This is a genomic window from Mesorhizobium sp. M0047 (assembly GCF_040323315.1).
Classification (GTDB): domain Bacteria; phylum Pseudomonadota; class Alphaproteobacteria; order Rhizobiales; family Rhizobiaceae; genus Mesorhizobium.
Genome location: NZ_JAMYUW010000026.1, coordinates 59,911 through 82,203 on the forward strand (window position 1 = coordinate 59,911; position 22,293 = coordinate 82,203).

At 63.2% G+C, this 22,293-nt stretch carries 26 protein-coding genes; 7 read left to right on the top strand and 19 right to left on the bottom strand.

The window, feature by feature from the left end:
• Positions 1–19: 19 nt before the first annotated feature.
• The 12 genes from NKJ89_RS22815 to NKJ89_RS22870 form a co-directional block, all read right to left on the bottom strand.
• Complete coding sequence (locus NKJ89_RS22815) at positions 20–1,072, bottom strand: sugar ABC transporter substrate-binding protein (protein WP_352605804.1); 1,053 nt, start codon at positions 1,070–1,072, stop codon at positions 20–22.
• Between the two features lie 41 nt (positions 1,073–1,113).
• Positions 1,114–2,103 (bottom strand): sugar phosphate isomerase/epimerase family protein, encoded by a 990-nt coding sequence (locus tag NKJ89_RS22820; protein WP_352605806.1) that lies wholly within the window; start codon positions 2,101–2,103, stop codon positions 1,114–1,116.
• Positions 2,104–2,295: 192 nt separating this feature from the next.
• On the bottom strand, positions 2,296–3,186 hold the full coding sequence (locus tag NKJ89_RS22825) for an anti-sigma factor family protein (protein WP_352605808.1): 891 nt from the start codon (positions 3,184–3,186) through the stop codon (positions 2,296–2,298).
• Positions 3,183–3,722 (bottom strand): sigma-70 family RNA polymerase sigma factor, encoded by a 540-nt coding sequence (locus tag NKJ89_RS22830; RefSeq protein ID WP_352605809.1) that lies wholly within the window; start codon positions 3,720–3,722, stop codon positions 3,183–3,185. Before NKJ89_RS22830 ends, NKJ89_RS22825 begins: the two co-directional genes overlap by 4 nt.
• A 46-nt stretch (positions 3,723–3,768) precedes the next feature.
• Positions 3,769–4,116, bottom strand: coding sequence for a cupredoxin domain-containing protein (locus NKJ89_RS22835; protein ID WP_352605811.1), 348 nt, complete (start codon positions 4,114–4,116; stop codon positions 3,769–3,771).
• A gap of 24 nt (positions 4,117–4,140) precedes the next feature.
• Positions 4,141–5,088 carry a metallophosphoesterase family protein gene (locus tag NKJ89_RS22840; protein ID WP_352605813.1) on the bottom strand — a complete coding sequence of 316 codons (948 nt, stop codon included), beginning with the start codon at positions 5,086–5,088 and terminating at the stop codon, positions 4,141–4,143.
• A gap of 155 nt (positions 5,089–5,243) precedes the next feature.
• Positions 5,244–6,449 carry an aminotransferase class V-fold PLP-dependent enzyme gene (locus NKJ89_RS22845; RefSeq protein ID WP_352605815.1) on the bottom strand — a complete coding sequence of 402 codons (1,206 nt, stop codon included), beginning with the start codon at positions 6,447–6,449 and terminating at the stop codon, positions 5,244–5,246.
• A 24-nt stretch (positions 6,450–6,473) separates the two neighbouring features.
• The gene (locus NKJ89_RS22850) at positions 6,474–6,935 is read right to left on the bottom strand and encodes a RidA family protein (RefSeq protein ID WP_352605817.1); all 462 of its coding nucleotides are present in this window, start codon (positions 6,933–6,935) and stop codon (positions 6,474–6,476) included.
• A gap of 37 nt (positions 6,936–6,972) precedes the next feature.
• On the bottom strand, positions 6,973–7,767 hold the full coding sequence (locus tag NKJ89_RS22855) for an amino acid ABC transporter ATP-binding protein (RefSeq protein WP_352605819.1): 795 nt from the start codon (positions 7,765–7,767) through the stop codon (positions 6,973–6,975).
• 2 nt (positions 7,768–7,769) lie between these two features.
• Positions 7,770–8,420: an amino acid ABC transporter permease gene (locus NKJ89_RS22860; protein ID WP_352605821.1), complete on the bottom strand. Its 651-nt coding sequence runs from the start codon at positions 8,418–8,420 to the stop codon at positions 7,770–7,772.
• Between the two features lies 1 nt (position 8,421).
• Positions 8,422–9,087, bottom strand: a complete 666-nt coding sequence (locus NKJ89_RS22865) for an amino acid ABC transporter permease (RefSeq protein ID WP_352605823.1) — start codon at positions 9,085–9,087, stop codon at positions 8,422–8,424.
• Positions 9,088–9,259: 172 nt separating this feature from the next.
• The gene (locus NKJ89_RS22870) at positions 9,260–10,132 is read right to left on the bottom strand and encodes a transporter substrate-binding protein (protein WP_292643047.1); all 873 of its coding nucleotides are present in this window, start codon (positions 10,130–10,132) and stop codon (positions 9,260–9,262) included.
• Positions 10,133–10,254: 122 nt separating this feature from the next.
• On the opposite strand from NKJ89_RS22870, the gene NKJ89_RS22875 reads away from it, so the two are divergent.
• Positions 10,255–11,043: an IclR family transcriptional regulator gene (locus NKJ89_RS22875; protein ID WP_352605825.1), complete on the top strand. Its 789-nt coding sequence runs from the start codon at positions 10,255–10,257 to the stop codon at positions 11,041–11,043.
• Positions 11,044–11,066: 23 nt separating this feature from the next.
• Here the strand turns inward: NKJ89_RS22875 and NKJ89_RS22880 are convergent, their stop codons facing one another.
• On the bottom strand, positions 11,067–11,270 hold the full coding sequence (locus NKJ89_RS22880) for a YdcH family protein (RefSeq protein ID WP_023757446.1): 204 nt from the start codon (positions 11,268–11,270) through the stop codon (positions 11,067–11,069).
• 240 nt (positions 11,271–11,510) lie between these two features.
• Here NKJ89_RS22880 and NKJ89_RS22885 point away from each other — a divergent pair, with 240 nt between their 5' ends.
• The 3 genes from NKJ89_RS22885 (at position 11,511) to NKJ89_RS22895 (ending at position 14,288) form a co-directional block, all read left to right on the top strand.
• Positions 11,511–11,690, top strand: coding sequence for a YdcH family protein (locus tag NKJ89_RS22885; protein WP_013529217.1), 180 nt, complete (start codon positions 11,511–11,513; stop codon positions 11,688–11,690).
• 335 nt (positions 11,691–12,025) lie between these two features.
• Positions 12,026–13,276: a flavodoxin-dependent (E)-4-hydroxy-3-methylbut-2-enyl-diphosphate synthase gene (ispG, locus tag NKJ89_RS22890; protein ID WP_352605827.1), complete on the top strand. Its 1,251-nt coding sequence runs from the start codon at positions 12,026–12,028 to the stop codon at positions 13,274–13,276.
• Between the two features lie 157 nt (positions 13,277–13,433).
• Positions 13,434–14,288 (top strand): transglycosylase SLT domain-containing protein, encoded by an 855-nt coding sequence (locus NKJ89_RS22895; protein WP_352605851.1) that lies wholly within the window; start codon positions 13,434–13,436, stop codon positions 14,286–14,288.
• Between the two features lie 159 nt (positions 14,289–14,447).
• Here the strand turns inward: NKJ89_RS22895 and NKJ89_RS22900 are convergent, their stop codons facing one another.
• From NKJ89_RS22900 to NKJ89_RS22910, 3 genes are all read right to left on the bottom strand, one after another.
• Positions 14,448–16,784: a response regulator gene (locus tag NKJ89_RS22900; protein ID WP_352605829.1), complete on the bottom strand. Its 2,337-nt coding sequence runs from the start codon at positions 16,782–16,784 to the stop codon at positions 14,448–14,450.
• A gap of 237 nt (positions 16,785–17,021) precedes the next feature.
• Entirely contained in the window at positions 17,022–17,828 is an 807-nt protein-coding gene (locus tag NKJ89_RS22905) for a class I SAM-dependent methyltransferase (protein WP_352605831.1), read from the bottom strand.
• A gap of 160 nt (positions 17,829–17,988) precedes the next feature.
• Entirely contained in the window at positions 17,989–18,906 is a 918-nt protein-coding gene (locus NKJ89_RS22910) for a polyprenyl synthetase family protein (protein ID WP_352605833.1), read from the bottom strand.
• A gap of 78 nt (positions 18,907–18,984) precedes the next feature.
• On the opposite strand from NKJ89_RS22910, the gene NKJ89_RS22915 reads away from it, so the two are divergent.
• The 3 genes from NKJ89_RS22915 (at position 18,985) to NKJ89_RS22925 (ending at position 20,719) form a co-directional block, all read left to right on the top strand.
• On the top strand, positions 18,985–19,746 hold the full coding sequence (locus NKJ89_RS22915; RefSeq protein ID WP_352605835.1) for a biosynthetic peptidoglycan transglycosylase: 762 nt from the start codon (positions 18,985–18,987) through the stop codon (positions 19,744–19,746).
• 141 nt (positions 19,747–19,887) lie between these two features.
• Complete coding sequence (gene rpmF / locus NKJ89_RS22920) at positions 19,888–20,070, top strand: 50S ribosomal protein L32 (RefSeq protein WP_008834724.1); 183 nt, start codon at positions 19,888–19,890, stop codon at positions 20,068–20,070.
• Between the two features lie 247 nt (positions 20,071–20,317).
• Entirely contained in the window at positions 20,318–20,719 is a 402-nt protein-coding gene (locus tag NKJ89_RS22925) for a hypothetical protein (RefSeq protein WP_352605837.1), read from the top strand.
• A gap of 132 nt (positions 20,720–20,851) precedes the next feature.
• On the opposite strand, the gene NKJ89_RS22930 is transcribed toward NKJ89_RS22925, so the two are convergent.
• From NKJ89_RS22930 to NKJ89_RS22940, 3 genes are all read right to left on the bottom strand, one after another.
• Positions 20,852–21,283, bottom strand: a complete 432-nt coding sequence (locus tag NKJ89_RS22930) for a GlcG/HbpS family heme-binding protein (protein WP_352605839.1) — start codon at positions 21,281–21,283, stop codon at positions 20,852–20,854.
• A gap of 160 nt (positions 21,284–21,443) precedes the next feature.
• A complete protein-coding gene (locus NKJ89_RS22935; protein WP_023757438.1) occupies positions 21,444–21,677 on the bottom strand; it encodes a hypothetical protein in 234 nt (77 codons plus the stop codon).
• Between the two features lie 79 nt (positions 21,678–21,756).
• Positions 21,757–22,278: a winged helix-turn-helix transcriptional regulator gene (locus tag NKJ89_RS22940; RefSeq protein ID WP_352605841.1), complete on the bottom strand. Its 522-nt coding sequence runs from the start codon at positions 22,276–22,278 to the stop codon at positions 21,757–21,759.
• Positions 22,279–22,293 lie beyond the last annotated feature (15 nt).

Consider the following 22,293-nt stretch of genomic DNA (forward strand, 5'->3'; position numbering starts at 1 on the left):
CGGCACCCGCCGATCGGCCTTACTGGCCCGCAGCGGCATCTTCGAGCAGGGCCTTGCGCGCGCCGGGTCCGGAATAGCGGTCGGCATTGTCCTTGGTGATCAGTGCCTGCGGCGTGGCGACGACGCGCGGCAGCTTTTGTCCGGCCACCAGCCGCAGCGCCGTTTCCAGTGCAACCTCACCGGTCAGCACCGGGAAGCTGTCGACCGTGCCGGTCAGTTCGCCGGCGCGGATCGAGGCATAGGCGTCGGAGATGCCGTCAGTGCCGAACACGGCAACCTTGTCCTGCAGGCCGGCAGCCTTGACCGCCTCGACAATGCCCAGCGCCATACCGTCATTGTTGGCATAGAAGCCGATCAGGTCGGGGTGCTGCTGCAGGATGTTGGTGGCCGCATCATAGGAGGTCTGGCGGTCCCAGTTGCCGGGAACACTGGCGACGACCTCGAACTTGCCCCCTTCGGTGATGGTGGACTTGAAGCCATCGGTGCGCTGAACGGCTGCGTAGACGCCGGCCTGGCCTTCGATGATGGCGACCTTGCCGCCATTCGGACGGTTCTTGATGAACCATTTGGCGACACGCACGCCATTGTCGCGCTGGACATTGCCGACATAGTGCTCGGCCTGCGGGATGACCGCATCGTTGACGTTGACCACCGGCACATTGGCGGCCTTGGCTTGCTCCATGATCGGCTGCAGATTGGCGTCGGTCTGCGGCGAGACGAGCAGAACGTTGTAGCCCTGCGTGACCAGGCCTTCGGCAATGGTCAGCTGGCCGAGCTGGTCGCCTTCGCTCTGCGCCGCCTGATAGACGACGGGAATGCCGACCTTGTCGCCGAACGCCTTGTAGCCCTCGCCCAGCGAGCGCCAGTATTCATTGGTCAGCGTCTTGGAGACCGCGCCCGCCTTGGTGCCTTCTGGCAGCTTGGGGAATGCGCCGAACTTGGCCTCGACCTGCGACCAATCGATACGGTCCTTCTCCGTATCGGAATTGAGCGGCGCGAGATCTGTGGAAAAGGCCGAGCCGATGGACAGCGCCATCAGTGCGGCGGTAGCGGTGGCAAGCAGAAGTTTCATTGTATTCCTCCCTTGTTGAAAACGGTGGTGGCTCGGATGCCTCAGCGGTCCGACCCGAGCATGATTTCCTGGATGATGGCCTGCGACGTCACCGCGTCCTGGCTGTCCATGGCTGCGGACAGGCGATTGTCCTGCTCCAGCCGGTCGACGACGCGCAGCATGCGCTTGACGGTGGCGATATTGACTTCGCATTCGCGCACCGGATCGAGCCCCGTCATGTCGGGGAACGTGTCGAAATAGATGGCGCCGGCGTAACCGTCGCGGCGGATCTGCCTGAGCAACTCGATGGTCTGCAGCGTGTGCACCGCGCCGACCATCAGGCCGTCATCGCGCTTGGCGTAGCCGTCGTTGAGGTGCACGCCGAGCAGCTTGCTGTGGCGCGCCACCAGAGCTGCGGCAAAGGCCGGCTGCTCGTCGGCATAGAGCACATGGGCGAAATCGAGCGTGACCCCGAGATTGGGCAGGCCGACGTCGCGGATCGCCAGCAAGGTCGTCGCTGCGTCCGGCATCAGGCTGTAGGAGCGCGGTTCGTTGGGCTTGTATTCAAGGCTGATCTGGCAGTCGGGGTCATGCGCGGCCACTTCACGAATCCCATCGATTTCGTGTTGCCAGAGCGTGGCATAGTCAGCCTGGAAGGCGTAATCGAAGCCATCCTGGCCGAGCCACAGCGTCATCAGATTGGCGCCCGCCCCGCGCACGGCGTCGATTCCCGCTTTGGTCAGGTCGATGGCTTCACGGCGCACCGCTTGGTCCGGATTGGTGAAGGCGCCAAGCTTGAAGGCCGGATTGGAGTAGTAGCGCATGGCGAAGCCATTGATGGAAAGGCCGAGATCGCCGAGTTTGCGGGCAATCTCGGCGGGCTTTGCGCCTACATGGTCGGGGTAATTCAGATCGAGGTCGGTCAGTCCGGCAACCCTGGCGGCGCGTGCAGCCATCTGCAGCAGCGAGGGTTTGCCGACGAGGCCAGGCCATTCGGCCTGTGGTCGCGAGGCAAAGGAATTCAGGCGCGTGGCGAAGCGATTGGCTGTCATGATCGACCCTTCAATGGCGATAACTTCACATAAGTGCGAATAGTTGTAAAGTAGTTGTTTGCAGGGCGATGAACGGCCGCAAAGCCGCCGTTGCGGCCGGCTGGGTCACGCAGGCGCAGGGCAGTTTCCTGGTCGGCGTCTCAGGCTGGGGAATCGGTCGGCCAGTGGAATCATCAACCGGGCAGGCCGTCCTCACACCGCCGCCTCGCGGAAGCGGGCGACGAAGTCATCGAGTTCGGGCCGCTCCATGTCCGAGATCGCCCAGTAGGAGAAGGCGCCGTCTCTCCAATGCACCAGCGAAAAGCCGCCCGACGAAAGATCGGCGGGTTTGGCGATGCCGCCGCCCTGCTGCGGTTCGGCGACCAGCGTGATCAAATGCTCGCGGTGGCGGTAGACCAGCGCCGGCACCGGCCGACCTGATATCACCTCGACCCGGCCGCCGATGAGTGCGTAGCCATCCTGCGCGAGGTCCGGCGCCGGCGGCGATACGCCGATCCGGGCATCGAGCCATGGCTTGACCGTATGGCGGTCGGACGAAACGATGTCGATCGGACTGGCGGCGAGCAGGCTGCGGCGATGGCCGCTGGCGACCGCCGCGGCGAAACCGTCGGACGCGTTGTTGACCATCACCCATTGCGTCGCCCCGCTGGCCAGCACCGCGCTGATCATGATCGACGCGGCTAGTGCGCGCCAGTCGAACGGGCCGAAGGTCCGCGACGAACCTGTCCTGGCGTCCCGTCTCCGGCCGCCCCCGACTGACGCCGCGATCAATCCTGGTTGCGGCGACGGCGTGCCCCGCTGCGGCTCGGCCGCTTCGTCTTGCGCCGGTCGTGCCGTGCCTGTCGCACCAAGTGCGGCAATGCGCGCCCGAAAAACATCGCTGACATCGGGGCGCGGCAAGCTGCCGAGCGCGCCCTGCAAGGCAATGATGCGGGCGTGTTCGGCGACCAGCGCCGGATCGGCGGCGATGCGCCGCTCCACCGCCAGTGCGGCCGCTGCATCGAGTTCGCCATCAATGAGGGCGTGGATCATCAGCCGCATGCCCTCGGGATCGTTGGGCAGCCCGTCGTCATGATTGGTCATGGCGCTCTCCCCAGTTCAGACACAAGCAGGCCGCGGGCGCGGGCCAGCCGCGACATCACGGTGCCCATCGGTACCTCCAGCATGGCCGCCACCTCGCGGTAGCTAAGACCGTTGATGTCTCGCAGCACCAGCGTCTCGCGAAATGGCTGCGGCAGTGCTGCGATCGCCGCCTCCAGTGCCGCCGTATCGGCCCTGGCGATCAGGCTCGCCTCCGGGCCATCTTCGTCGGGCGGGCTTGTGCCGTGCGCTGCCGCCATTTCGTCGAGATCGCCGAGGTCGCCGACGGCGAGCATGCCGCGCGGCCGGTTGCGAGACATCCAGGTGTAGGCGGTGTTGCGCACGATGGTCAGCAGCCAGGCGCGGGCATTGCCGCCGGCATAGCCTGATATGCCAGCATGTGCCTTCACGCAGGCCTCCTGCACCACATCCTCGGCATCGGTGGCGTTGCCGGTCAGCCAGCGGGCGAGCGCAAGCGCATCACCAAGATGGGGCAGCACTACCTCGCCGAAGCGCTCGGCCAGGGCCTTTTCGCTCAACACCGCAGCATGCTCCGGCACTCCCGGCAGGTTCTGCCACGCCCCTTCAGGGAGCGACGGTGATCTTGCCCTGCATGTGCGGGTGAAGCCCGCAGAAATAGGCAAAGTCGCCTGCTTTGGTGAAGGTGAATTCATATGTGTCACCGGTGTCAAGCGCCTTGGAGCGGAAGGAGGAATCGTTGGCGACGATAAGATGCGGGATGTCGTCGTCGTTTCTGAAGATCACCCTGGTGCCGGGCTTGACCGTCAGTTCGTGTGGCGTGAAGGCGAAGTTCTCTATTTTGACCATCGGCGCATCGACCGCCGCGCGTAGCGGCTGACAGGTTCCCGTGGTCAGGGCGAAGGCGGTGAGGATCGCGGCCATATGCCGGGCCGGAAGGCGAATGCAGAGCATGATAATTTCCTTTGCCGTCCAGGCTCAAGCCAGGGTCGAGTCGATGATGGCGAGATCCTGCCCGCCTTGCTTCACGTTGACGCTGCTGGTGCCGAGCAGGCCGCGCAGTTGGCCGGCGGGCACCGTCATCGGTCCGGGCGAGGCGGCAGTTCCTGGCGCCGGCTGCGGGAAGGCGGTCGAGCGCGCGGTGTGAAAGGTGACGTTGCCTTCCACCTTCTGCATGATCTGGTGGATGTGGCCGTTGAGCACGGTGACCGAGCCGAAGCGCTTGAGCAGGCCGAGCGCCTGGGCCGCGTCGTCGGTGCCCCAGCCCCATTCGGGATAGACCGCCCACAGTGGGATATGAGCGAACACGACGATCGGGGTCGACGCGCGGACGGCCTTCAGGTCGTCCGCCAGCCAGGCCAGCTGCTCCGGGCCGAGATTGCCGAGCCCGCCGGCCTTGAGGTTGACGACATTGACCAGCGCCACGAAATGCACGCCGTTCTGATCGAACGAATACCAGCCGGCACCCCTGGTGCCCTTGCCGTAGCGGTCGAGATAGGCCTTGCCGTTGCCTTCGTCGATCAGATCGTGCTCGCCCGGCACGTAATGCACGTCGAAGCCGGCGCCGCCGATGATCTCAGCGGCACTGTCGAACTGTGCCGGCTTGGACAGATGGGTGATATCGCCGGTGTGAATCATGAAGGCGGGTTTTTGCGGCAGCGCCTGGATCTTGCCCATCGCTTCCTTCAGCGTGTCGATGGCATGCGGGTTGGCCGCTTTGTCGAAGCCGATATGGCTGTCGGATATCTGCAGGAAGGTGAAGCCCGTGGCCATGGCTTCGGCAGCTTGTGCGGCCCCGAGCAGGTTGAGCGACACTGGTATGCCGCCTGAAATCGTCCACAGCACGCCGGTGCCGGCCCAGATCATGCATTCCAGTGCATGGCGGCGGCTGATGCGCCCGCTTTCGTCATCGTGGTGATGGGTCATGTCGGTCTCCTCATCGCCTGGAGTGGCGTATGCTGAGGAGACCCGGGGCGGCCGCGGTTTATTCCCGGCTGGGGAGGATCCGGCCGTTCACGGTCGCGTGATGGCGCGCGCCGATCGCGGCCGGCGCATTTTCAGGTGATGGTGTACCTGGCGTTTCAATCCGGCCAGCGCAAGACACCGGACGAATCCTTGCGGGCAGGCTTCATGGCATTGGCGGGCCGCTCGGCCGCGGTCAGCGTGGCGCGCAGCCGTTCGGCGACGATCTCCGCCTCGCCGGGATGAAGATTGCAAGGGTCGAGGAAGAAATGGCCGCGCTCCACCTCATGGTTGCGCACGATGATCGGCGGCGAGCCCATAGCCAATGCGGAGGCCAGGCCGGCCGCCGTGAACCGGCTTTCGGGCAATACAAAGATCTGCAACCGATCCAGTGGGTTGGCGGTGGGGTCGGGGATGATCTGCGCGACGATGCCCGGCAGCCCCTGCAACGCATCCTTCCACAGGTTCAGTGCCGCTTCTTCGCGCCGTCGGATGCCGGCATGGTCGCGCTTTTCCCAGGCTTCCAGTGCGGCCATGGTGCCGGCGATGCTTTCCTTGCCGACCTTCATGGCGCGCGCGACGCCGCGGTTCTGCAGAAAGGCGGCTCGAACCAGATCCTTGCGCCCGGTGACGATGCCGCTAGTCGGTCCGCTCAGGAATTTATGTCCGCTGTAGATGACAATGTCGGCGCCGCGCGCAAGAAAGCCGCGCAGATCATATTCGGAGGCCGCATCGACGATCACCGGGACGCCCCTGGCATGGCAGATCTCGCAGAATTCCTCTAGGGACAGCATGCCGTACTGCACGGTGTGGTGGGCGACGACATAGAGTCCTGCCGCCGTGCGATCGTTGATCGCCTCGCGCACGTGGTAGTCCTGCGTGACGCTGACGGTGCCGGCCGGCACGACCTTTGCGCCGGCCAGCCGGACCGACTGGTCGATTGGCGCGCCGTAGTTAACGATGTGGCCGAGCTGGACGATGACCTCCGACTTCAGCCCTTCGGTGTCGTCCGGCAGCCGCTCGATGGCGAGCAGGTTGGTTCCCGTCATCGCGCCGGCAATCGCCATGGTGATGCCGCTGGCGCAACAAGCGGTGATGAAACCGGCCTCGCCGCCGGTGAGGCGCGCAACGATCGTGCTTGCGGCACGCTGCAGATCGTCCATCTCCACCCATTGCGAGGCCATCTCCGCCATGGCGCTGATCGCTTCAGGCACCATGATCGATGCGCCGAGCGCTGTCATCGTGCCGGAGACGTTGATGATCGGGCGAAGGCCGAGCCGTTCGCGGATGGTGGTGTTGGAGCCGTCGGTGGAAGTGGTTTTCATCTCTAGGATTCCATTTCTAACGGGTCAGGCGGCGATCTCGACGACCGCCTCGATTTCGACGGTGATGTTCCCAGGCAAGGAGCCGACGCCGATCGCCGAGCGGGCATGGCCGCCGATGGTGTCGAACACATCGGCGAACAGATCGGAACATCCATTGACCACCTTCGGGTGGTCGCTGAAGGTCGGTATCGCGTTGACGAAGCCGAGCAGCTTGACGATGCGCACGATCCGGCCAAGATCGCCAGTGGCTGCGTGCATGACGGCCAGCAGGTTAAGGCCGGTGAGGCGGGCATGGCCATAGGCCTCTTCGACGGTGACATCATCTCCCACCTTGCCGGTGAACAGCGTGCCGTCGGTCCGCAGCGGCCCCTGGCCGGACAGGAAGATCAGCCGGCCGCTTTCGGCATGGGTGACGAAATTGGCGATCGGGGTCGGCGGCTCCGGCAGCGTCAGGCCCAACGCGGCGAGCCGGATATAAGGCGTCATGAAAAAAGGCTCCTTGCGACAGCGCTCGCTGTCCCGTTTAGAAATGCGACACGCGGAAACGTGCCAGGAAGGTGCGCAGGCGCTCATTATCAGTATTCGCCGCCAGGATTTCGGCGGGTGGACCTGCCGCGCTAACGCCGCCGTCAGCCATGAAGACGATGCGGCTCGAGGCATCGCGGGCAAAGGCCATTTCGTGCGTGACCATCACCATCGTCATGCCGTCCTCGGCCAGGCTGCGCACGACCTCGAGCACTTCGCCGACCAGCTCCGGGTCGAGCGCGGAGGTTATCTCGTCGAGAAGCAGGATCTTCGGCCCCATGGCCACGGCGCGGGCAATGCCGACACGCTGCTGCTGGCCGCCGGACAGTTCGGCGGGCAGGCTGTCGGCCCTGTGGGCGAGGCCGACCCGGCCGAGCCAGTGTTCGGCGATGGTGCGGGCCTCAGCTCTGCTCTTGCCGCGCACCTTGGTTAGACCAAGCATGATGTTGCCGGCGGCTGTCAGATGCGGAAAGAGGTTGAAGCTCTGGAACACCATGCCGGTCTCGGCCCGCATGGCGGCCAGATCGCGTTCGCTGCGGCGCTGGCGGGCTCCGGCTTCGCGAAAGCCGACCTCTTTGCCATCGATGCGAATCGAGCCGCTGTCGTAGCTTTCGAGGAAGTTGACGCAGCGCAGCAGCGTGGTCTTGCCGCTGCCCGAGGGGCCGATGACCGTCACCACTTCGCCGCGCGCCACCTGCAGGCTGACCGAACGCAGAACCTGGACGGTTCCAAAGGCTTTGGAAACGTCGCGGATGTCGAGAAGCGCCGGGGTGTCGTTCGAGCCTGTGGACATTGCTAATCCCGAATGAAGGAGAAACGCCGCTCGAGCCGGCGGCTGGCCAGCGAGAGGGCATAATTGACCGCGAAATAGATGAGCGCGCCGAGGAGGTAGAGCGGCATCGCCTCATAGGTGCGGCCGATGACCTGGTTTATGGCCTGCATCAGATCGGTGATGCCGAGCAGCGACACCAGCGCGCTGCCCTTGACCGCGTCGGTGACGCCATTGATCCAGGGCGGCAGGAAACGCCTGAACGCCTGCGGGAAGATGACGTAGGTGAGGCGCTGGCGAAAGGTCAGTCCGATCGCCATTGCCGCCTCGGACTGTCCCTTCGGAATGGATCCGACCGCACCCCTGAGATATTCGACGACCTGCGCGGTCTTGAACAAGGTCAGCGCGAGCACGGCGGCCCAGAAGGACGGCAGATGAAGCCCGACGGCCGGCAGGCCATAATAGACAAAGAAGATGAGCACCAGGATTGGTATGCCGCGAATGGTATCGCTGAAGATGCGCACCGCCCATTGCAGTGGCATGGGGCCATAGACGAGACCGACGCCCATGATCACGCCAGCGATCAGGGAGAACACCACGACAAGCAAGGATACCCATAGTGTCAGGGCAAAGCCCTGGGCGAGGAAAGGCAAGGCATAGGCGATTTGGGTCAGCATGTCAGCGCGCCGCCCTGAACCGGCGTTCGACAAGCCGAAGCGCAAAAAGCAGTATGTAGCCGGTAAGCAGGTACATCGCCGTCACGACGAGATAGACCTCGACGATCCGGAACGTGTTGAAGTTGATCCACTGGGCGCCATAGGTCAGTTCCGGCACCGAGATGACCGAGGCGACGGACGTGTCCTTGAACAGCGATATGAAGGTGTTGGACAATGCCGGCAGCGTGATGCGCAGCATCGTCGGCAGGCGCACGTTGAGCAGCCTTTGCCACGGCGTCAGGCCGATCGCCTTGCCGGCGTCCAGCTGTCCGCGCGGAACCGCCTCGAGCCCGGAACGGAACACCTCGACCAGATATGCGCCGCTGTAGAGCGAGAGCGTGACGACAAATGAGGTCGGCGCGCTGTAGGCGAGATCGACCACCGTCGGCAGGCCGTAGAAGACGAGATAGACGAGCAGGATCAGCGGCACGTTGCGGATGAATTCGACATAGGCGGCGATGATGGTGCGCACCACGCGCCCGGCCGAGACGTACCAGACCGCCAGGACTAGGCCGATGACGATGCCGATGGCGATCGAGATGACGGCGAGTTCGAGACTGAGCAGCAGGCCGCTCCACAGCTTGTCGAAATGCCGCCAGATCAGATTGAAGTTGAGGGCGTAGCCCATGCGTCCGCCTCGGTTGCCGCAGGCCTTAGAGCAGTTCACCGTTTCACGGAAACGGCAAACCGCTCTAACTCTGTTTTGACGCAATTCCGGACGGAAAACCGTTTCACACTTTTCCTGGAATTGCTCTAGGGAGGCGGAAGGGCGCTGGATACGCCCTCCCGCCTGATGCTGGTCAAATGGCTGGGAAGCCCGGATGGCGCGCCGGAGGCTCCTGTCCGAAATAGTCCTTGAACGCGGCGTCGTAGAGGGCATTTTCGTGGCCGAACATGGCGATGGTGAAAGTTGAGTTGACGAAAGTCAGCCAGTCAAGGTCGCCTTGCCGCAGAGCCGCGCCATAAAGCATGCTCAGCCAGCTCTTGCCCGCATCGAAATATTTGTCCGGATTGCGCGAGGCGAGCCAGCGCACCGTGGACAGATCGACGGCCGCGGCGTCGACGCGTTTCGATTCCAGCGCCTGCAGCACGTTGGCCTGGGTATCGATCTGCATGACCTGACACTCGGGCAGCACCGAATGCACCTGCGCTTCGGCATCGACATTCTGCAGGATGGAGATGCGCGTTGCGGCGCCGCCGGCAAGCAGCTTGTCGAAAGTCTTGTTCTCGGCGGTCGGCAGGCTCAGCAAGGCAACGCCCTCGACATAGTAAGGCCGGGAAAAATTGACCAGCTGCGAGCGCTGGGCGCTCATGGTCATGAACTGGATGGTGATGTCGACCTTGTTGGTGGTCACGTTGGGGATGCGCTGTGCCGGATCCTGCATGACGAATTCGACCTTGGTCGGATCGTCGAAAAGGCCCTTGGCGAGAATGCGCCCCATGGTGATGTCCATGCCGACCAATTCGCCGGCATCGTTCTCGAAGTGCCAGGGTGCGTTGGTGCTGCCGGTACCGACGATCAGCTTGCCGCGATCGAGCACGGTGCGCAGCAGGCTGTCGGACGCTGCCTGGGCAGCGGCTTTCTGGGCATCGACGGTTGCCAGCACGCCAGCCGTGGCCAGCCCTGCCATTCCAAGTTTCAGAAAATCACGTCTTCCGGATGTGTCGTTCACGGCGACCTCCTTTCGTGTTGTGTTCCCCTTGTGCACAGGCAAGACACACGTCCGGTGATTTTGTCTCTTACAAGAGACGAGTGTATCCTGTACAAGACAGATATTAACACCGGGAATCGACAATGCAAGATGGCAATACCTCCGCGATTTCAGCCGACGAGAAAATCTCGGGCTCCCGTGAAAAGGGACTCAACCGGGTGCTCGAGATTCTGGAGTTTCTTCACACGACCCAGCGGGCGATCGGCATTGGCGACCTTGCCAAAGGGGTGAATGCACCCCGTTCGACGACCTATACGCTGGTGCGGTCGCTGGTCGATGCGGGCCTGCTGGAATTGGAAAGCGACGGCAATCGCGTCTATTTCGGCAAGAAGCTCTATCTCTATGGAATGGACTATGTGCGGGGCAACGACCTCCTCAGACGAGGGCGTCAGGAGGTCGACAATCTATCGCGCGAGACCGGCGAGACGTCCGAACTGTGCATGCTGCAGAGCGGTCGCTACACGATCGTCCACGCGAGCCCAGGCACCAGGCCTTTTCGCATCAGCTCTGCCACCGGCCTGCAGATACCGCTGCCCTGGACGGCCTCGGGGCGACTGCTTCTGGCGGGGTTGGACAGGGCTGAAATCGAAGCCATGGTGTCGGACGACGATCTCGTGCTGCCCGACGGTCGCAAACTGCGGCTTGACGATTTTGTCACCGACATCGCAAAGGCGCGAGTCGCCGGCTATTGCGTCACCTCGGGCCTGGTCGATGCCTATACGAAATGCCTTGCCGCGCCGGTCTTTTTGGCGCCGGGCAAGGTCGAGGCGACGATGTGCCTGGTGGTCCCCATCGATACGTCCGAGGAGCGGACCGGCGAGCTCATCGGCCTGCTGCGTGATCGTGCTGCGAGACTTTCGACCGCCGCATAGGCGCTCGAAAGCGTACGCGCCCTTCAGGCAATGATGTCGGGAATGATCTTGTCTTCCAGCGCCATCAGCCGGTCCTTGAGGAACAGCTTCTTCTTCTTCATGCGCTGGATCTGCAGTGGATCGCAGGCCATGGCGATCATCGCGTTGATGGCCGCATCGAAATCGGCATGCTCCTGCTTCAGCCGGGAATATTCGAGCCGGATATCAGCCTGTTCCTGATCGGACATTATCTACCGTCTGCACGTCTGCGGCGCCCAAAAATGGGCCTGATTGGGCGGGGCCGGCGGGATTTTGCAACCGGCGCGCAGCCCATATCACATTTCACATTGTCGTGGAATGCTACCACGGATCATTCGACATCGCTGCCGGAAGGTGACACACTGTCATCATGCCGTCACAGAAGCGAACCTGCGGTGGACGCGCCATGACGGCTGCAATCGAGGAAACCATGAAAGGGAGAACCAATCATGTCTCTTGCATCCCATCTTGATGAGTTGCAGCGGAAACACGGCGACATCGAACGTGAAATCGATGACGCGATGAACCATCCATCGGTCGATGACCTCGAAATCGTGAATCTCAAGCGACGCAAGTTGGCACTCAAGGACGAGATTGAAAAACTCAGAGGGAAACCGACCACGCATTGATGCCCTCCTGACATAGCCGCTCACCGTCCGCGGCTTCTTTCCCCGGCGGGTGCCTTCCGCCGGCCTGGGAGGTTTTGATTTCCGGCACTGGGCCATCAGCCTGAGCCGGATTTCCACCCGGCTTAATTTCCGCTTCGGCCGTCGCCGGATTTCGCCAGATCATCGATTGTTTCTGGTCCTTGGCGGCGGGTCGATTCCGGCCAGTGGCGACCTGTCGCCATTGACAAGCCATCTTTGCTCATCCACCTCATGCCCGGACTTTAGCGCATCGCCCCGGGGCGCCTCTGTGCGTCCAAGGGGACGTAAGGCGCTCCAGAGACAAAAGGCTGGCCGGCATGACCGGATATTTTTCCTCTCCTTTCCCTCGCCGCACCTCGGTCGGCGTCGATGTCGGCGGCGTGGTCGTCGGCGGCGGAGCGCCCATTGTCGTGCAGTCGATGACCAACACCGATACGGCCGATATCGACCGGACAGTTGCGCAAGTTGCAGCACTTCACCGGGCGGGCTCCGAGATCGTGCGCATCACCGTCGATCGCGACGAGAGCGCCGCCGCAGTGCCGCGCATTCATGAGCGGCTTCAGCGGCTTGGCATCGACGTGCCGCTGGTCGGCGATTTCCACTATATCGGCCACAAGCTTTTGGCAGACCATCCGGCCTGCGCCGAAGCGCTGGCCAAATATCGCATCAACCCGGGCAATGTCGGATTCAAGGACAAGAAGGACCGGCAATTCGGGGCGATCGTCGAGATGGCGATCAGACACGACAAGCCGGTGCGCATCGGCGTCAACTGGGGGTCGCTCGATCAGGAACTGCTGACCCGGCTGATGGATGAGAACCAGGACAAGGGGTTTCCGCTGACGGCGCAGGAAGTGACTCGCGAGGCGATCGTGCAATCGGCGATCCTGTCGGCCGAGTTGGCGGAAGAGATCGGCCTTGGCCGCGAGAAAATCATCCTGTCGGCCAAGGTCAGCGGCGTGCAGGACCTGATTGCCGTCTATACCGAGCTCGCCACCCGCTCCAACCATGCGCTGCATCTCGGCCTCACCGAGGCAGGCATGGGCTCGAAAGGCATCGTGGCTTCGTCGGCTGCCATGGGCATCCTGCTCCAGCAAGGCATCGGGGATACCATCCGCATCTCGCTGACGCCGGAGCCGAACGGCGACCGCACACGCGAGGTGCAAGTGTCGCAGGAATTGCTGCAGACCATGGGGTTTAGGCAGTTCGTGCCGATCGTCGCCGCTTGCCCCGGCTGCGGCCGCACGACCTCGACCGTGTTCCAGGAACTCGCCCAGAACATACAGGCGGATCTGCGGAAAAACATGCCGGTGTGGCGCGAAAAATATCCTGGCGTCGAGAACCTCAAGGTCGCGGTGATGGGTTGTATCGTCAACGGCCCGGGCGAATCCAAGCATGCCGACATTGGCATTTCGCTGCCCGGCACCGGCGAGACGCCGACAGCGCCTGTCTTCATCGACGGCAAGAAGGCGGCGACGTTGCGCGGGCCCTCGATCGCTGCGGATTTCGAGAAAATGGTCGCCGACTATATCGAGCAACGGTTCGGCCGCGGCACGGCCGCGGCCGAGTGAGCCCATGCCGAAACTCTACTCCGGCGGCCACCTGAAGGCGTCTTCTGCGCTTCCGGTGCTCACGGACCAAATGTCCGCTGCGCGCGTCGCCGGGGCGACCCCGAAGCCACCGTCACCTGGCTCGCCGGAGCGAGTTTCGGCACGGGTTCAGCGCTCGATGCAGCGTTTCCTTGGGGCTGCGCTGGTTCTGCTTTGCGCCTTGGGTTGGGCGACGCTGGTTCAGGCGGATCCGCCGCAATCCGCCAAGCAACGGCTGATAGGCAAGGTCTGCAACCTGATCCAGGCGCATGCCGACCAGAATGGTCTGCCCAGGGATTTCTTCGCCCGGCTGATCTGGAAGGAAAGCCGTTTCGATCCCAACGCCGTCAGCCCAGTCGGCGCCGAAGGCATCGCCCAGTTCATGCCCGGCACCGCCAAGATGCGCGGGCTGGCCAATTCCTTCGACATCAACCAGGCGATCCCGGCCTCGGCGAAATATCTTGCTGAAATGAAAAGCGGCTACGGCAATCTTGGCCTGGCGGCCGCCGCCTACAATGCCGGCGAAAGCCGGGTGTCGCGCTGGCTCAGCTCCGGCGGCTTCCTGCCGATGGAGACCGAGAGCTATGTCTTCGACATCATGGGCGAGCCGGCCGACAAGTTCACCGACCGGGCCTATGCCGGAAAGATCGAGCCGCTCGACGCAAAGGCGGACTTTGCCTACGCCTGCCGCAGACTACCGGTGATCATGTCGCAGACGGTGGCGATGGCGTCGATCAACATAAAACCGTGGGGCATCCAGGTGGCCGGCAACTTCCGCCGCAGTGCCGCGATCAACCAGTGGCTGCGGGTAAGAAGCCGGTTCCCGGCCCTGCTCAGCGGGCATGATCCGGTGGTCAGCCGGGTGCGCACGCCGATCGGCCGGCGCGGCATCTACGCGGTCAGGATCGGTGTCGATGACCGTGCGGCCGCCAATGTCATCTGCCAGAAATTGCAAAGCATCGGCGGGGCGTGCGTGGTGGTGCGCAACCGGTAGCGACAAATGCGACGGATTTATTTCGAGCTCTCGTCGCGCGCCCATTCGACTGAGCAATGGCTCGGCAGTTGGCAAGGAGATCCTTATGTTGCGACCTCGCCGGAAATCATCCCGGTCGGCCGACTGCGTTGATCCTGCAAGCCAGTACCAAGGCCTGCCTCAAGCAATCTTAGCTGCCACCGTCTCGCTGAGCCAGGTGCCGATCTTGGTGCCGAGGCGGTCGGGTGAAACCGGCTTCGGCAGATAGTCGTCCATTCCGGCTTCGATGCACTTGTCGCGATCGCCCTTCAGCGCATGCGCGGTGACGCCGACGATCGGTATGTGGGTGCCCGTCGACATCTCTATCGTCCGGATGGCGCGGGTTGCTTCGTAGCCGTTCATTTCCGGCATCGAGACGTCCATCAGGATCAGCTTGGGGCGCAGCGCCCTGTACATCTCGACCGCCGTGCGGCCGTTGCCGGCGATGCGGTAGCTGAGCCCAAGGCCGTTGAGGATCTGGCCGAATACCAACTGGTTCACGTCATTGTCCTCGGCAATGAGGATGTCGATCGGTCCATTCGGCGTGGCCGATTCCGGCACCACCGCGACCGGCATCGCCGGGCCGCGGATGACAGTGAAGGCAGGTGGTGCCGCCGGGGGAGCCGGCACGATCGGTTCGCGGACGAACTGCGCCTTGCCGACCTGCGAGCGGGCCCTCTGGACGACCGAGATAACGGTGCCGAGCAGGACCGCGGAGCGGGCCGGCTTGGTCAGGTGCGCGGCGATGCCGAAGTCGATGATCATCTTGCCGAAATCGACTTGGTCGACCGAGGTCAGCAACACCACGGGGATGGAGGACAGCCTGCTGTCCAAGGCGATGGCTCTGGCGACGTCGGCGCCGTTCATGCCTGGCATCTGGTAGTCGAGGATGATGCAGTCGACGGCGGCGCCCAGCTGAAAGGCGCGATCGAGGAAGGCCAGGCCTACAGCGCCGCTTTCGGCGGCGGCACAGTCGAAGCTCCAGCTTCTGAGCTGCTCGAGCAAGATTTCGCGGTTGACCGGATTGTCGTCGATGACCAGCACGCGCGCGCCGGTGACGTCGACCGGCACGATCTCGTCGCGAGCCCCGGCCTGATGCGCCGGCAGCGGCACCGCGAACCAGAACACCGAGCCGCGGCCGATCTCGCTCTCGACGCCGATCTTGCCTGCCATCAGGTCGACGAGGCGGGCGGCGATGGCAAGGCCAAGGCCGGTCCCCTCGTGGCGGCGGGTCGACGAGCCGTCGACCTGGGCGAATTTTTCGAACACGTTCTGCAGTTTCTCGGCTGGTATGCCGATGCCGGTGTCCTCGACGCGAACCTTGAGCTGGACCACGTCGTTGACGATCTCGCCGCCGACATCGATCAGCACGTGGCCCTTTTCGGTGAACTTCACCGCGTTGCCGAGCAGGTTTGTGACAATCTGCCGAAACCGGCCGGCGTCGCCGACGACATGGGCCGGCAGCCGCGGGTCGACACGCACGATCAATTCGAGGTTCTTTTCGGCGACGCGCGCCGATACCAGCGTCGCCACATCCTCGACCGCCTCGGAGAGACGGAAGGGGGCGGGGTCGAGGGTGAGTTGCCCGGCATTGATCTTCGAGAAATCGAGGATATCATTGATGATGGTGAGCAGTGCATTGCCGGATTTGACGATGACGTCGGTGAAGGTCTTTTGGCGCGCCGTCAGATCGGTCTTGGCCAGCAGTTCAGCCATACCGAGCACACCGTTCATCGGCGTACGGATTTCATGGCTCATATTGGCCAGGAATTCCGACTTGGCGCGGTCGGCGGCCTCGGCCTTGAACAGGGATTCTGCGGATTCGGCAAAGGCGCGGCGGATTGCCACTTCCATCGGGCGGAAAATCCAGAAGGCGACGATGGCAAGGGCCGCGAACAGGATGGCGCTTGCCCACAGCAGCAGCCTGTCGCTGGAGGCGTCCGCCAGATGGCGCTCATCGTCCATGGCGGTACGGACGCGAACCAGCATGGGCTGGGCGAACAGGTCGTTCTGGTTGCGGATTTCGCGATAGCTCCACTCATCGACTTTCTGCGCCACCGACATCAGGTTGAAGTTGCGCACCATGTCGCGCGGCGACCAGAACAGGTCGCCGTTAACGGAAGCCGATTGGAGCTCGTTGGCGGTCTTGGTCGACAGGCGCGGCTTGATCGCCGCAAGCTGCGCGGTCAGCGACTCGATCTCGCCGGTCAGGCGTTCCGAATGGCCGCGCGCCGATGAGGTCAGCGCATCGCGTGTCTCCGCCCGCCAGGCGGTGCCGGTCGTCTCGGCAAAGCTGGTCGCGTTGCGCAGGTCGCGGGTGAAGACGACGAGGTTGCTGCTCAGCGCATCGATGTCACGGCGAAAGGAATTGACACGATCAAGCGCAACCACGATTGCCACGGAAGCCAGCGCGAAGATCAGCAACCCTGAAATATAGCGAATCCGGACTGACCGGATGAAGGACGAATATTCCGGCATGCGCAACCCCAACACATACGCACCATTTTAATGGTCGGGATTACGCTTCATTTACATTAAAATTTCGTGTGGATAGCCGAGCCACGCGAACAGCCGGATGGATGACAGCTTTTGACCTGACAATCCTTGCGCAACGAAAGCCTGTCGCGTCTGGACGGATTCAGACGATCCGCTTCAGGTCTTCGTTTTGATGCATGTCGTTCTCGCAAAACCGAGCAGACTTTTGAGCGACATGCATCAGGCTGCCGTCACGACGAGGGCGCGGATGCGGCCACTCACAGGACCTTCCCCGAACCGTTTCCCCATGGCATTTGCAACGTGTCGCGTCGTCTCCTCCAGCGAGCCGCCGCGCGCCCCGATCTCGGCACGCAGGAGTGTGCCCTGGCAATAGGCCGCGGCCGCTTCATACGGCGACGGAGCGGCACTCACGGCACCCAGAGCCTCGATGCTGACATCGTGGAAGCCTGCCGCATGCACGTCGGCGCGGATGGCGTCCGCATTGTGATAGCCGTGCGGCGTCCTGGCCAAGAAGCGAGGCGGATCGGCGGGGAAGAGAGTGCCGAGCGCTCGCGTCACTTCTTCGGCGAACTCGTTCTCTTCGATGGCGCTCCAGACGTTGAACACGAAATGCCCGCCCGGCCGCATCACCCGCCGGGCTTGTTCATAGGCGGCCACCCGATCGGGGAAGAACATCGCGCCAAATTGGCAGACCACGGCGTCGAACCGTGCGTTCTCGAAGGGCAGCGCCTGGGCGTCGGCCTGTTGCCAGGTGATACGAGGATCGTCCGCCATACGCGTGCGCGCGTGGTCGAGCATGGGCTGGTTAAGGTCGGTTGCCACGATGCGTGTCTGCGCCGGCAGCTTTGCTGCAAGCGCACGTGTCACCACACCGGTGCCCGCCGCCACTTCGAGCACCGATTGCGGTCCGAGCTTCGCCACCCGCTCCGCCAGATCCCGCGCATAGGGCTCGAAGATCAGCGGCACCATTGCCCGGTCGTAGACCTCGGGAATGGAACCTGCGAACAGCGTGTCGGTGGTCGACATGGCATCCCTCCAACTGTATCCGCACCGCGTCGTTGCCGTGTGGATGGCAAAGCCGTACCGATCCTCTGCTTCGGCAGGCTTCCGCTCAAGTTCTATTTCTGGATGGGGGGCGGAGGACGAGCGGCTTTAATCGGCCCGATGTCCTGGTTTGCCCCAAACCTCAGCTGTTCCGAGCCGCCACGAACGTCGCCGCTTCCCTTAGAAGTTGGGCACCGTCGCCATAGGGCTCAAGCAGTGCATGGGCCTGTTCGACGAGGCCGTGAAGCTGGCTGCGTGCCCAATTCGCACCGTGCAGCGCCACCAGCGTCGCCTTGCCGGCGGCGGCGTCCTTGCCGGTCGCCTTGCCCATCTGGCTGGCATCGGCGGTCAGGTCGAGCAAGTCGTCGGCGAGCTGGAAGGCAAGTCCGATCGCGGAGCCGAATTCGGCCAGCCGCTCACAGTCCTCGGCGGGAGCGCCGGCAATGAGTGCGCCGGCCTCGCAGGCAAAGCGGATCAGCGCGCCGGTCTTCATCGCCTGCAGCCGGATGACGCCGGCCTCGTCCGGCGGCGTCTGTTCAGCTTCGAGGTCGAGCTTCTGGCCACCGACCATGCCGCCAGCCCCGGCCCCGCGGGCCAGCGCGAGCACCAGTGCTATCCGCCGCTCCGCCGGCAGAGCGGTCGCCTCGCCGGCGATGATGTCGAAGGCAAGCGTCAGCAAGGCGTCGCCAGCCAGGATAGCGGTGGCCTCGTCGAAGGCCTTGTGCACCGTCGGCTGGCCACGCCGCAGATCATCGTCGTCCATGGCCGGCAGATCGTCGTGGATCAGCGAATAGCAATGCACGCATTCAAGCGCTGCAGCGACGCGCAGTGCCGCCTCGCCGTCAGCGGAAAAAAGTGCCGCACTTTCCATCACCAGGAAAGGGCGCAAGCGCTTGCCACCATTCAGCACGCCGTGGCGCATCGCCGCCATCAAGCGCTCAGGCCGGGCGATCTCGCCCGAAAGCGCGCGGTCGTCGAGCAACCGCCGCAGCAGCACCTCGACGGCGGCTGCCCGTCTGATGAGCGCCATTTCGAACGCCATTTCGTCGTCACTCGTCATGATCGGGACCGGTAGCCGACACTCAGACGTTGCGCAAGAAGCCAAGCGCCATTATGCCGGGGGCAGGGAGAGCACGGGTTGGGCGGCTTGGCGGAACCGATCGTCGATCATGAAACCGAAAAGCTGGACATGGCGACGAGATCGCGAGGCGTGAACCGCCGCAGTCTCAAACGCTGGGTCCGGCGCGGTATCACCGTGGCCGCGGTGCTGGCGCTTATTCCAACGCTGCTGACGGTCCTGTACCTGCCGTCGTTCGTGCATCCGGTCTCGATGCTGATGTTTAAGGACCTGGCGACATTCTCGGGCTATGAGCGCCGCTGGACGTCGATCGACGACGTGGCGCCGGTGCTGGCCAATTCCGTCATCATGTCGGAGGATGGGCAGTTCTGCTTCCATCGCGGTGTCGATCTCGGCGAATTGCGGGGCGTCGTCGACGACGCGCTGGCTGGCGAAGCAACGCGCGGCGCTTCGACCATCACCATGCAGACGGTGAAGAACCTCTTCCTCTGGTCGCGGCCGCTGGGTTCGGTGCGCAAAGTGTTCGAGCTGCCGCTGGCCGTCTATTTCGACGCAGTGATGTCGAAACGGCGCATCATGGAAATCTATCTCAACATCGCCGAATGGGGGCCGGGCATCTACGGGATCGAGGCCGCGGCACAGCATCATTTTGGCGTTTCGGCAAAACAGCTGTCGCGGCGGCAGGCCGCACTGCTCGCCGTCTCCTTGCCCAATCCGATTGCCCGCAACCCGGCCAAACCCGGACCGGGCCTGAGAAGGCTTGCCAATTTGATCGAGCGGCGCGCCGGCCGCTCCGGCGCCTATGTCGGTTGCCTCCGCTAGCCAACTCAAAAAAATTCGCTCCAGTGCTGGCCAAAACGGCACAGGGCGTGTATAGGCACCCGACTTTCTCAGATTCCGGCCCCGACATGGCCCTTTCACGAGGGCAGGCGGGGCTTTTTGACCATGTAGTGGAGCATATCCATGGCCGTTCCGAAACGAAAAACCTCTCCGTCCAAGCGCGGCATGCGCCGCTCGGCTGACGCACTCAAGGCCCCGACCTATGTCGAGGACAAGAATTCCGGCGAAATGCGCCGTCCGCACCACATCGACCTGAAGACCGGCATGTATCGCGGTCGCCAGGTGTTGACGCCCAAGGAAAGCTGAGACCAGCTTTTTCGAAGTTTTGAATTAAAAAAGGACCGGCCAGTGGCCGGTCCTTTTTTGCGTTTGGCGGCCGGGGAGCGCGCATTGCGAAGCGTGGACGGCAATCGCCGAGATATTCCAGCCGGGGAACCGGCTGACATGCTAATTGCGTGCCGTCTTCGACCGTGTTCAGCGCTGCCATCGAAACATCTTGACGGCGTGCCTGTGGCGCATTCTACAAGGGATTGCCCCCACATGGAGACGCCAGATGTTCGGTGCCATTCCGCTGCTGATCGTGCCTTTCGTGCTCTACAACCTCGGACTTCTGGGAATATTCGGCAGCGGTGACGATCCCTGGGCGAGCGAGGTCTTCTCATTCAGCATGATGTCGGGCGGAGTGTTCTCGATGACGCTGGGCGACTTGATGGTGCTGCTCGGGCTGATCTTCCTTTTCCTTGAAATGGCGAAGTCGGTGCGCACGACCAATGCCTCGATCATGGACCACCTTCTGTCGACGCTGGTCTTCGTGGCGTTCCTGGTCGAGTTCCTGCTGGTGAAGGGCGCCGCCCATTCCGTCTTCTTCACGCTGATGGTCATCGCGCTGTTCGATGTGCTGGCCGGATTCGCGGTGTCGATGCGGTCGGCGAGCCGGGATATCAATCTCAACTAAGGCTGCATTGATATTCAGGTGATTCCGGCCTGCAAATGGCGGTTTCATGCGCTTCCGGTGCTCACGCGTACGCTCCGCTCCGGTTCTCGGAATCCATCATTTTTCGACCCGGCCTGACCTGAATCTGGATGCTCAGCCCGGATCGGCGGTGAAACCGGCTGCCTCGATGCCGGCGATCGCCGCGGCCTCGTCATTGTCCGACGTGTCGCCGGAAATGCCGACGGCGCCGATGATGGCACCGGCCTTGTCGCGGATCAGCACGCCGCCCACCACCGGTAGCACGCGCCCGCCCGAGACGTCCGAGATGCCGGCGACGAGATGCGGGCGCTCCTTGGCGAAGGCCTCGACTTTGCGCGAGCCCATGCCGATGGCGATCGCGCCATAAGCCTTGCCGGCCGACATTTGCGGGCGCAGAAACGAGGCGCCGTCCTGGCGTTGGAAGGCGACCAGATGTCCGCCGGCATCAAGCACCGAGACGCCGAGCGGCTTGAGCTTGAGATCGGCGCCTTTGGCAAAGGCGGCGTCGATGATTTGCCTGGCTTTTTCGAGCGGCAGTGCGGTCATGGCAGTCTCCAGTTTGAAACGCGTCGATCATTGAACGTCAGCGGGCGAGATAACATCCCCGTTTCGGTTGAAATTGCTTCGCGCAAAAAAGGCGGGAGGGAAGCGGCTTTCACCGACACCATCCGGACAGGCGTAGCGTTTGGGGTTCCGGGCGCGGCTGCTATTTTTTCTTGGCGCGGGCCGGTTTCTTGACGGGCGCCGCCGGTGCATTGGCAAGATCTTCCGCTTCCTTGGCAAGACGGAGCGCCCGCAGCTTGTTGGTCTTGGCTTGGCGGGCGTCGCTCTCGGCGACGTATTCGGCCATCGCCTTCTGGCGCACGGTTACCGCCTCTTCCTGCTTCTTGAAACGCAGGTCGGCGCGCGCGCGGGCAGCATCCCGAGGATTCTCAACCAAGAGCTTTATCCAATCCCGTGACTGTTAATTTTCCGCCTATTGTAGCAGAGCCGGCCCGAAAACGGGAAAAATAAGTTGGTCAAGCGGCCGGGCTGGCGGCGAGCGCCTTGCTGGCAACCACCGCTTCATAGGCGGCCTGCAAGGTCGCGCGGACAGAAGGACCAGAAGCTGTATCGAGCGGCATGCCGAGATGTTCGAAGCGCAACTCGTCCATGAACTTGTCCCACATCGGCTGTCCGCCCTTTTCCAGCAGTTCGGCACGGATCGAGAGTTCTTCACTGACCGGCAGCCAGACGCGGCCCCAGGCACCGAGATGGGCAAGGATCGGCACCAGCGTGATCGCCATCTCGGTCAGGCTGTAGATCGCCTTCTGCTTGTGCGAGGGGTCGTCGGCCTTGGTCAGCATGCCCAATTCCATCAGCCGCTTCAGCCGGTCGGCGAGTATGTTGGAAGCGATGCCTTCCATCGACCCGTTGAGCAACTCGCGAAAATGGCGTCTGCCGCCAAAGATCATGTCGCGAAGGATGATCAAGCTCCAGCGGTCCCCGAACACTTCCAGCGACAGGTTGATCGGGCATCCGGATCGGCGATCAATGCTCATAGGATATTTTCTCCA

Excerpts from the sequence above, each read along its gene's own strand:
- NKJ89_RS22815 (WP_352605804.1), bottom strand. The coding sequence starts at position 1,072 with ATGAAACTTCTGCTTGCCACCGCTACCGCCGCACTGATGGCGCTGTCC.
- NKJ89_RS22820 (WP_352605806.1), bottom strand. The coding sequence starts at position 2,103 with ATGACAGCCAATCGCTTCGCCACGCGCCTGAATTCCTTTGCCTCGCGA.
- NKJ89_RS22825 (WP_352605808.1), bottom strand. The coding sequence starts at position 3,186 with ATGACCAATCATGACGACGGGCTGCCCAACGATCCCGAGGGCATGCGG.
- NKJ89_RS22835 (WP_352605811.1), bottom strand. The coding sequence starts at position 4,116 with ATGCTCTGCATTCGCCTTCCGGCCCGGCATATGGCCGCGATCCTCACC.
- NKJ89_RS22840 (WP_352605813.1), bottom strand. The coding sequence starts at position 5,088 with ATGACCCATCACCACGATGACGAAAGCGGGCGCATCAGCCGCCGCCAT.
- NKJ89_RS22845 (WP_352605815.1), bottom strand. The coding sequence starts at position 6,449 with ATGAAAACCACTTCCACCGACGGCTCCAACACCACCATCCGCGAACGG.
- NKJ89_RS22850 (WP_352605817.1), bottom strand. The coding sequence starts at position 6,935 with ATGACGCCTTATATCCGGCTCGCCGCGTTGGGCCTGACGCTGCCGGAG.
- NKJ89_RS22855 (WP_352605819.1), bottom strand. The coding sequence starts at position 7,767 with ATGTCCACAGGCTCGAACGACACCCCGGCGCTTCTCGACATCCGCGAC.
- NKJ89_RS22860 (WP_352605821.1), bottom strand. The coding sequence starts at position 8,420 with ATGCTGACCCAAATCGCCTATGCCTTGCCTTTCCTCGCCCAGGGCTTT.
- NKJ89_RS22865 (WP_352605823.1), bottom strand. The coding sequence starts at position 9,087 with ATGGGCTACGCCCTCAACTTCAATCTGATCTGGCGGCATTTCGACAAG.
- NKJ89_RS22875 (WP_352605825.1), top strand. The coding sequence starts at position 10,255 with ATGCAAGATGGCAATACCTCCGCGATTTCAGCCGACGAGAAAATCTCG.
- NKJ89_RS22880 (WP_023757446.1), bottom strand. The coding sequence starts at position 11,270 with ATGTCCGATCAGGAACAGGCTGATATCCGGCTCGAATATTCCCGGCTG.
- NKJ89_RS22885 (WP_013529217.1), top strand. The coding sequence starts at position 11,511 with ATGTCTCTTGCATCCCATCTTGATGAGTTGCAGCGGAAACACGGCGAC.
- ispG (WP_352605827.1), top strand. The coding sequence starts at position 12,026 with ATGACCGGATATTTTTCCTCTCCTTTCCCTCGCCGCACCTCGGTCGGC.
- NKJ89_RS22895 (WP_352605851.1), top strand. The coding sequence starts at position 13,434 with ATGCAGCGTTTCCTTGGGGCTGCGCTGGTTCTGCTTTGCGCCTTGGGT.
- NKJ89_RS22900 (WP_352605829.1), bottom strand. The coding sequence starts at position 16,784 with ATGCCGGAATATTCGTCCTTCATCCGGTCAGTCCGGATTCGCTATATT.
- NKJ89_RS22905 (WP_352605831.1), bottom strand. The coding sequence starts at position 17,828 with ATGTCGACCACCGACACGCTGTTCGCAGGTTCCATTCCCGAGGTCTAC.
- NKJ89_RS22910 (WP_352605833.1), bottom strand. The coding sequence starts at position 18,906 with ATGACGAGTGACGACGAAATGGCGTTCGAAATGGCGCTCATCAGACGG.
- rpmF (WP_008834724.1), top strand. The coding sequence starts at position 19,888 with ATGGCCGTTCCGAAACGAAAAACCTCTCCGTCCAAGCGCGGCATGCGC.
- NKJ89_RS22925 (WP_352605837.1), top strand. The coding sequence starts at position 20,318 with ATGTTCGGTGCCATTCCGCTGCTGATCGTGCCTTTCGTGCTCTACAAC.
- NKJ89_RS22930 (WP_352605839.1), bottom strand. The coding sequence starts at position 21,283 with ATGACCGCACTGCCGCTCGAAAAAGCCAGGCAAATCATCGACGCCGCC.
- NKJ89_RS22940 (WP_352605841.1), bottom strand. The coding sequence starts at position 22,278 with ATGAGCATTGATCGCCGATCCGGATGCCCGATCAACCTGTCGCTGGAA.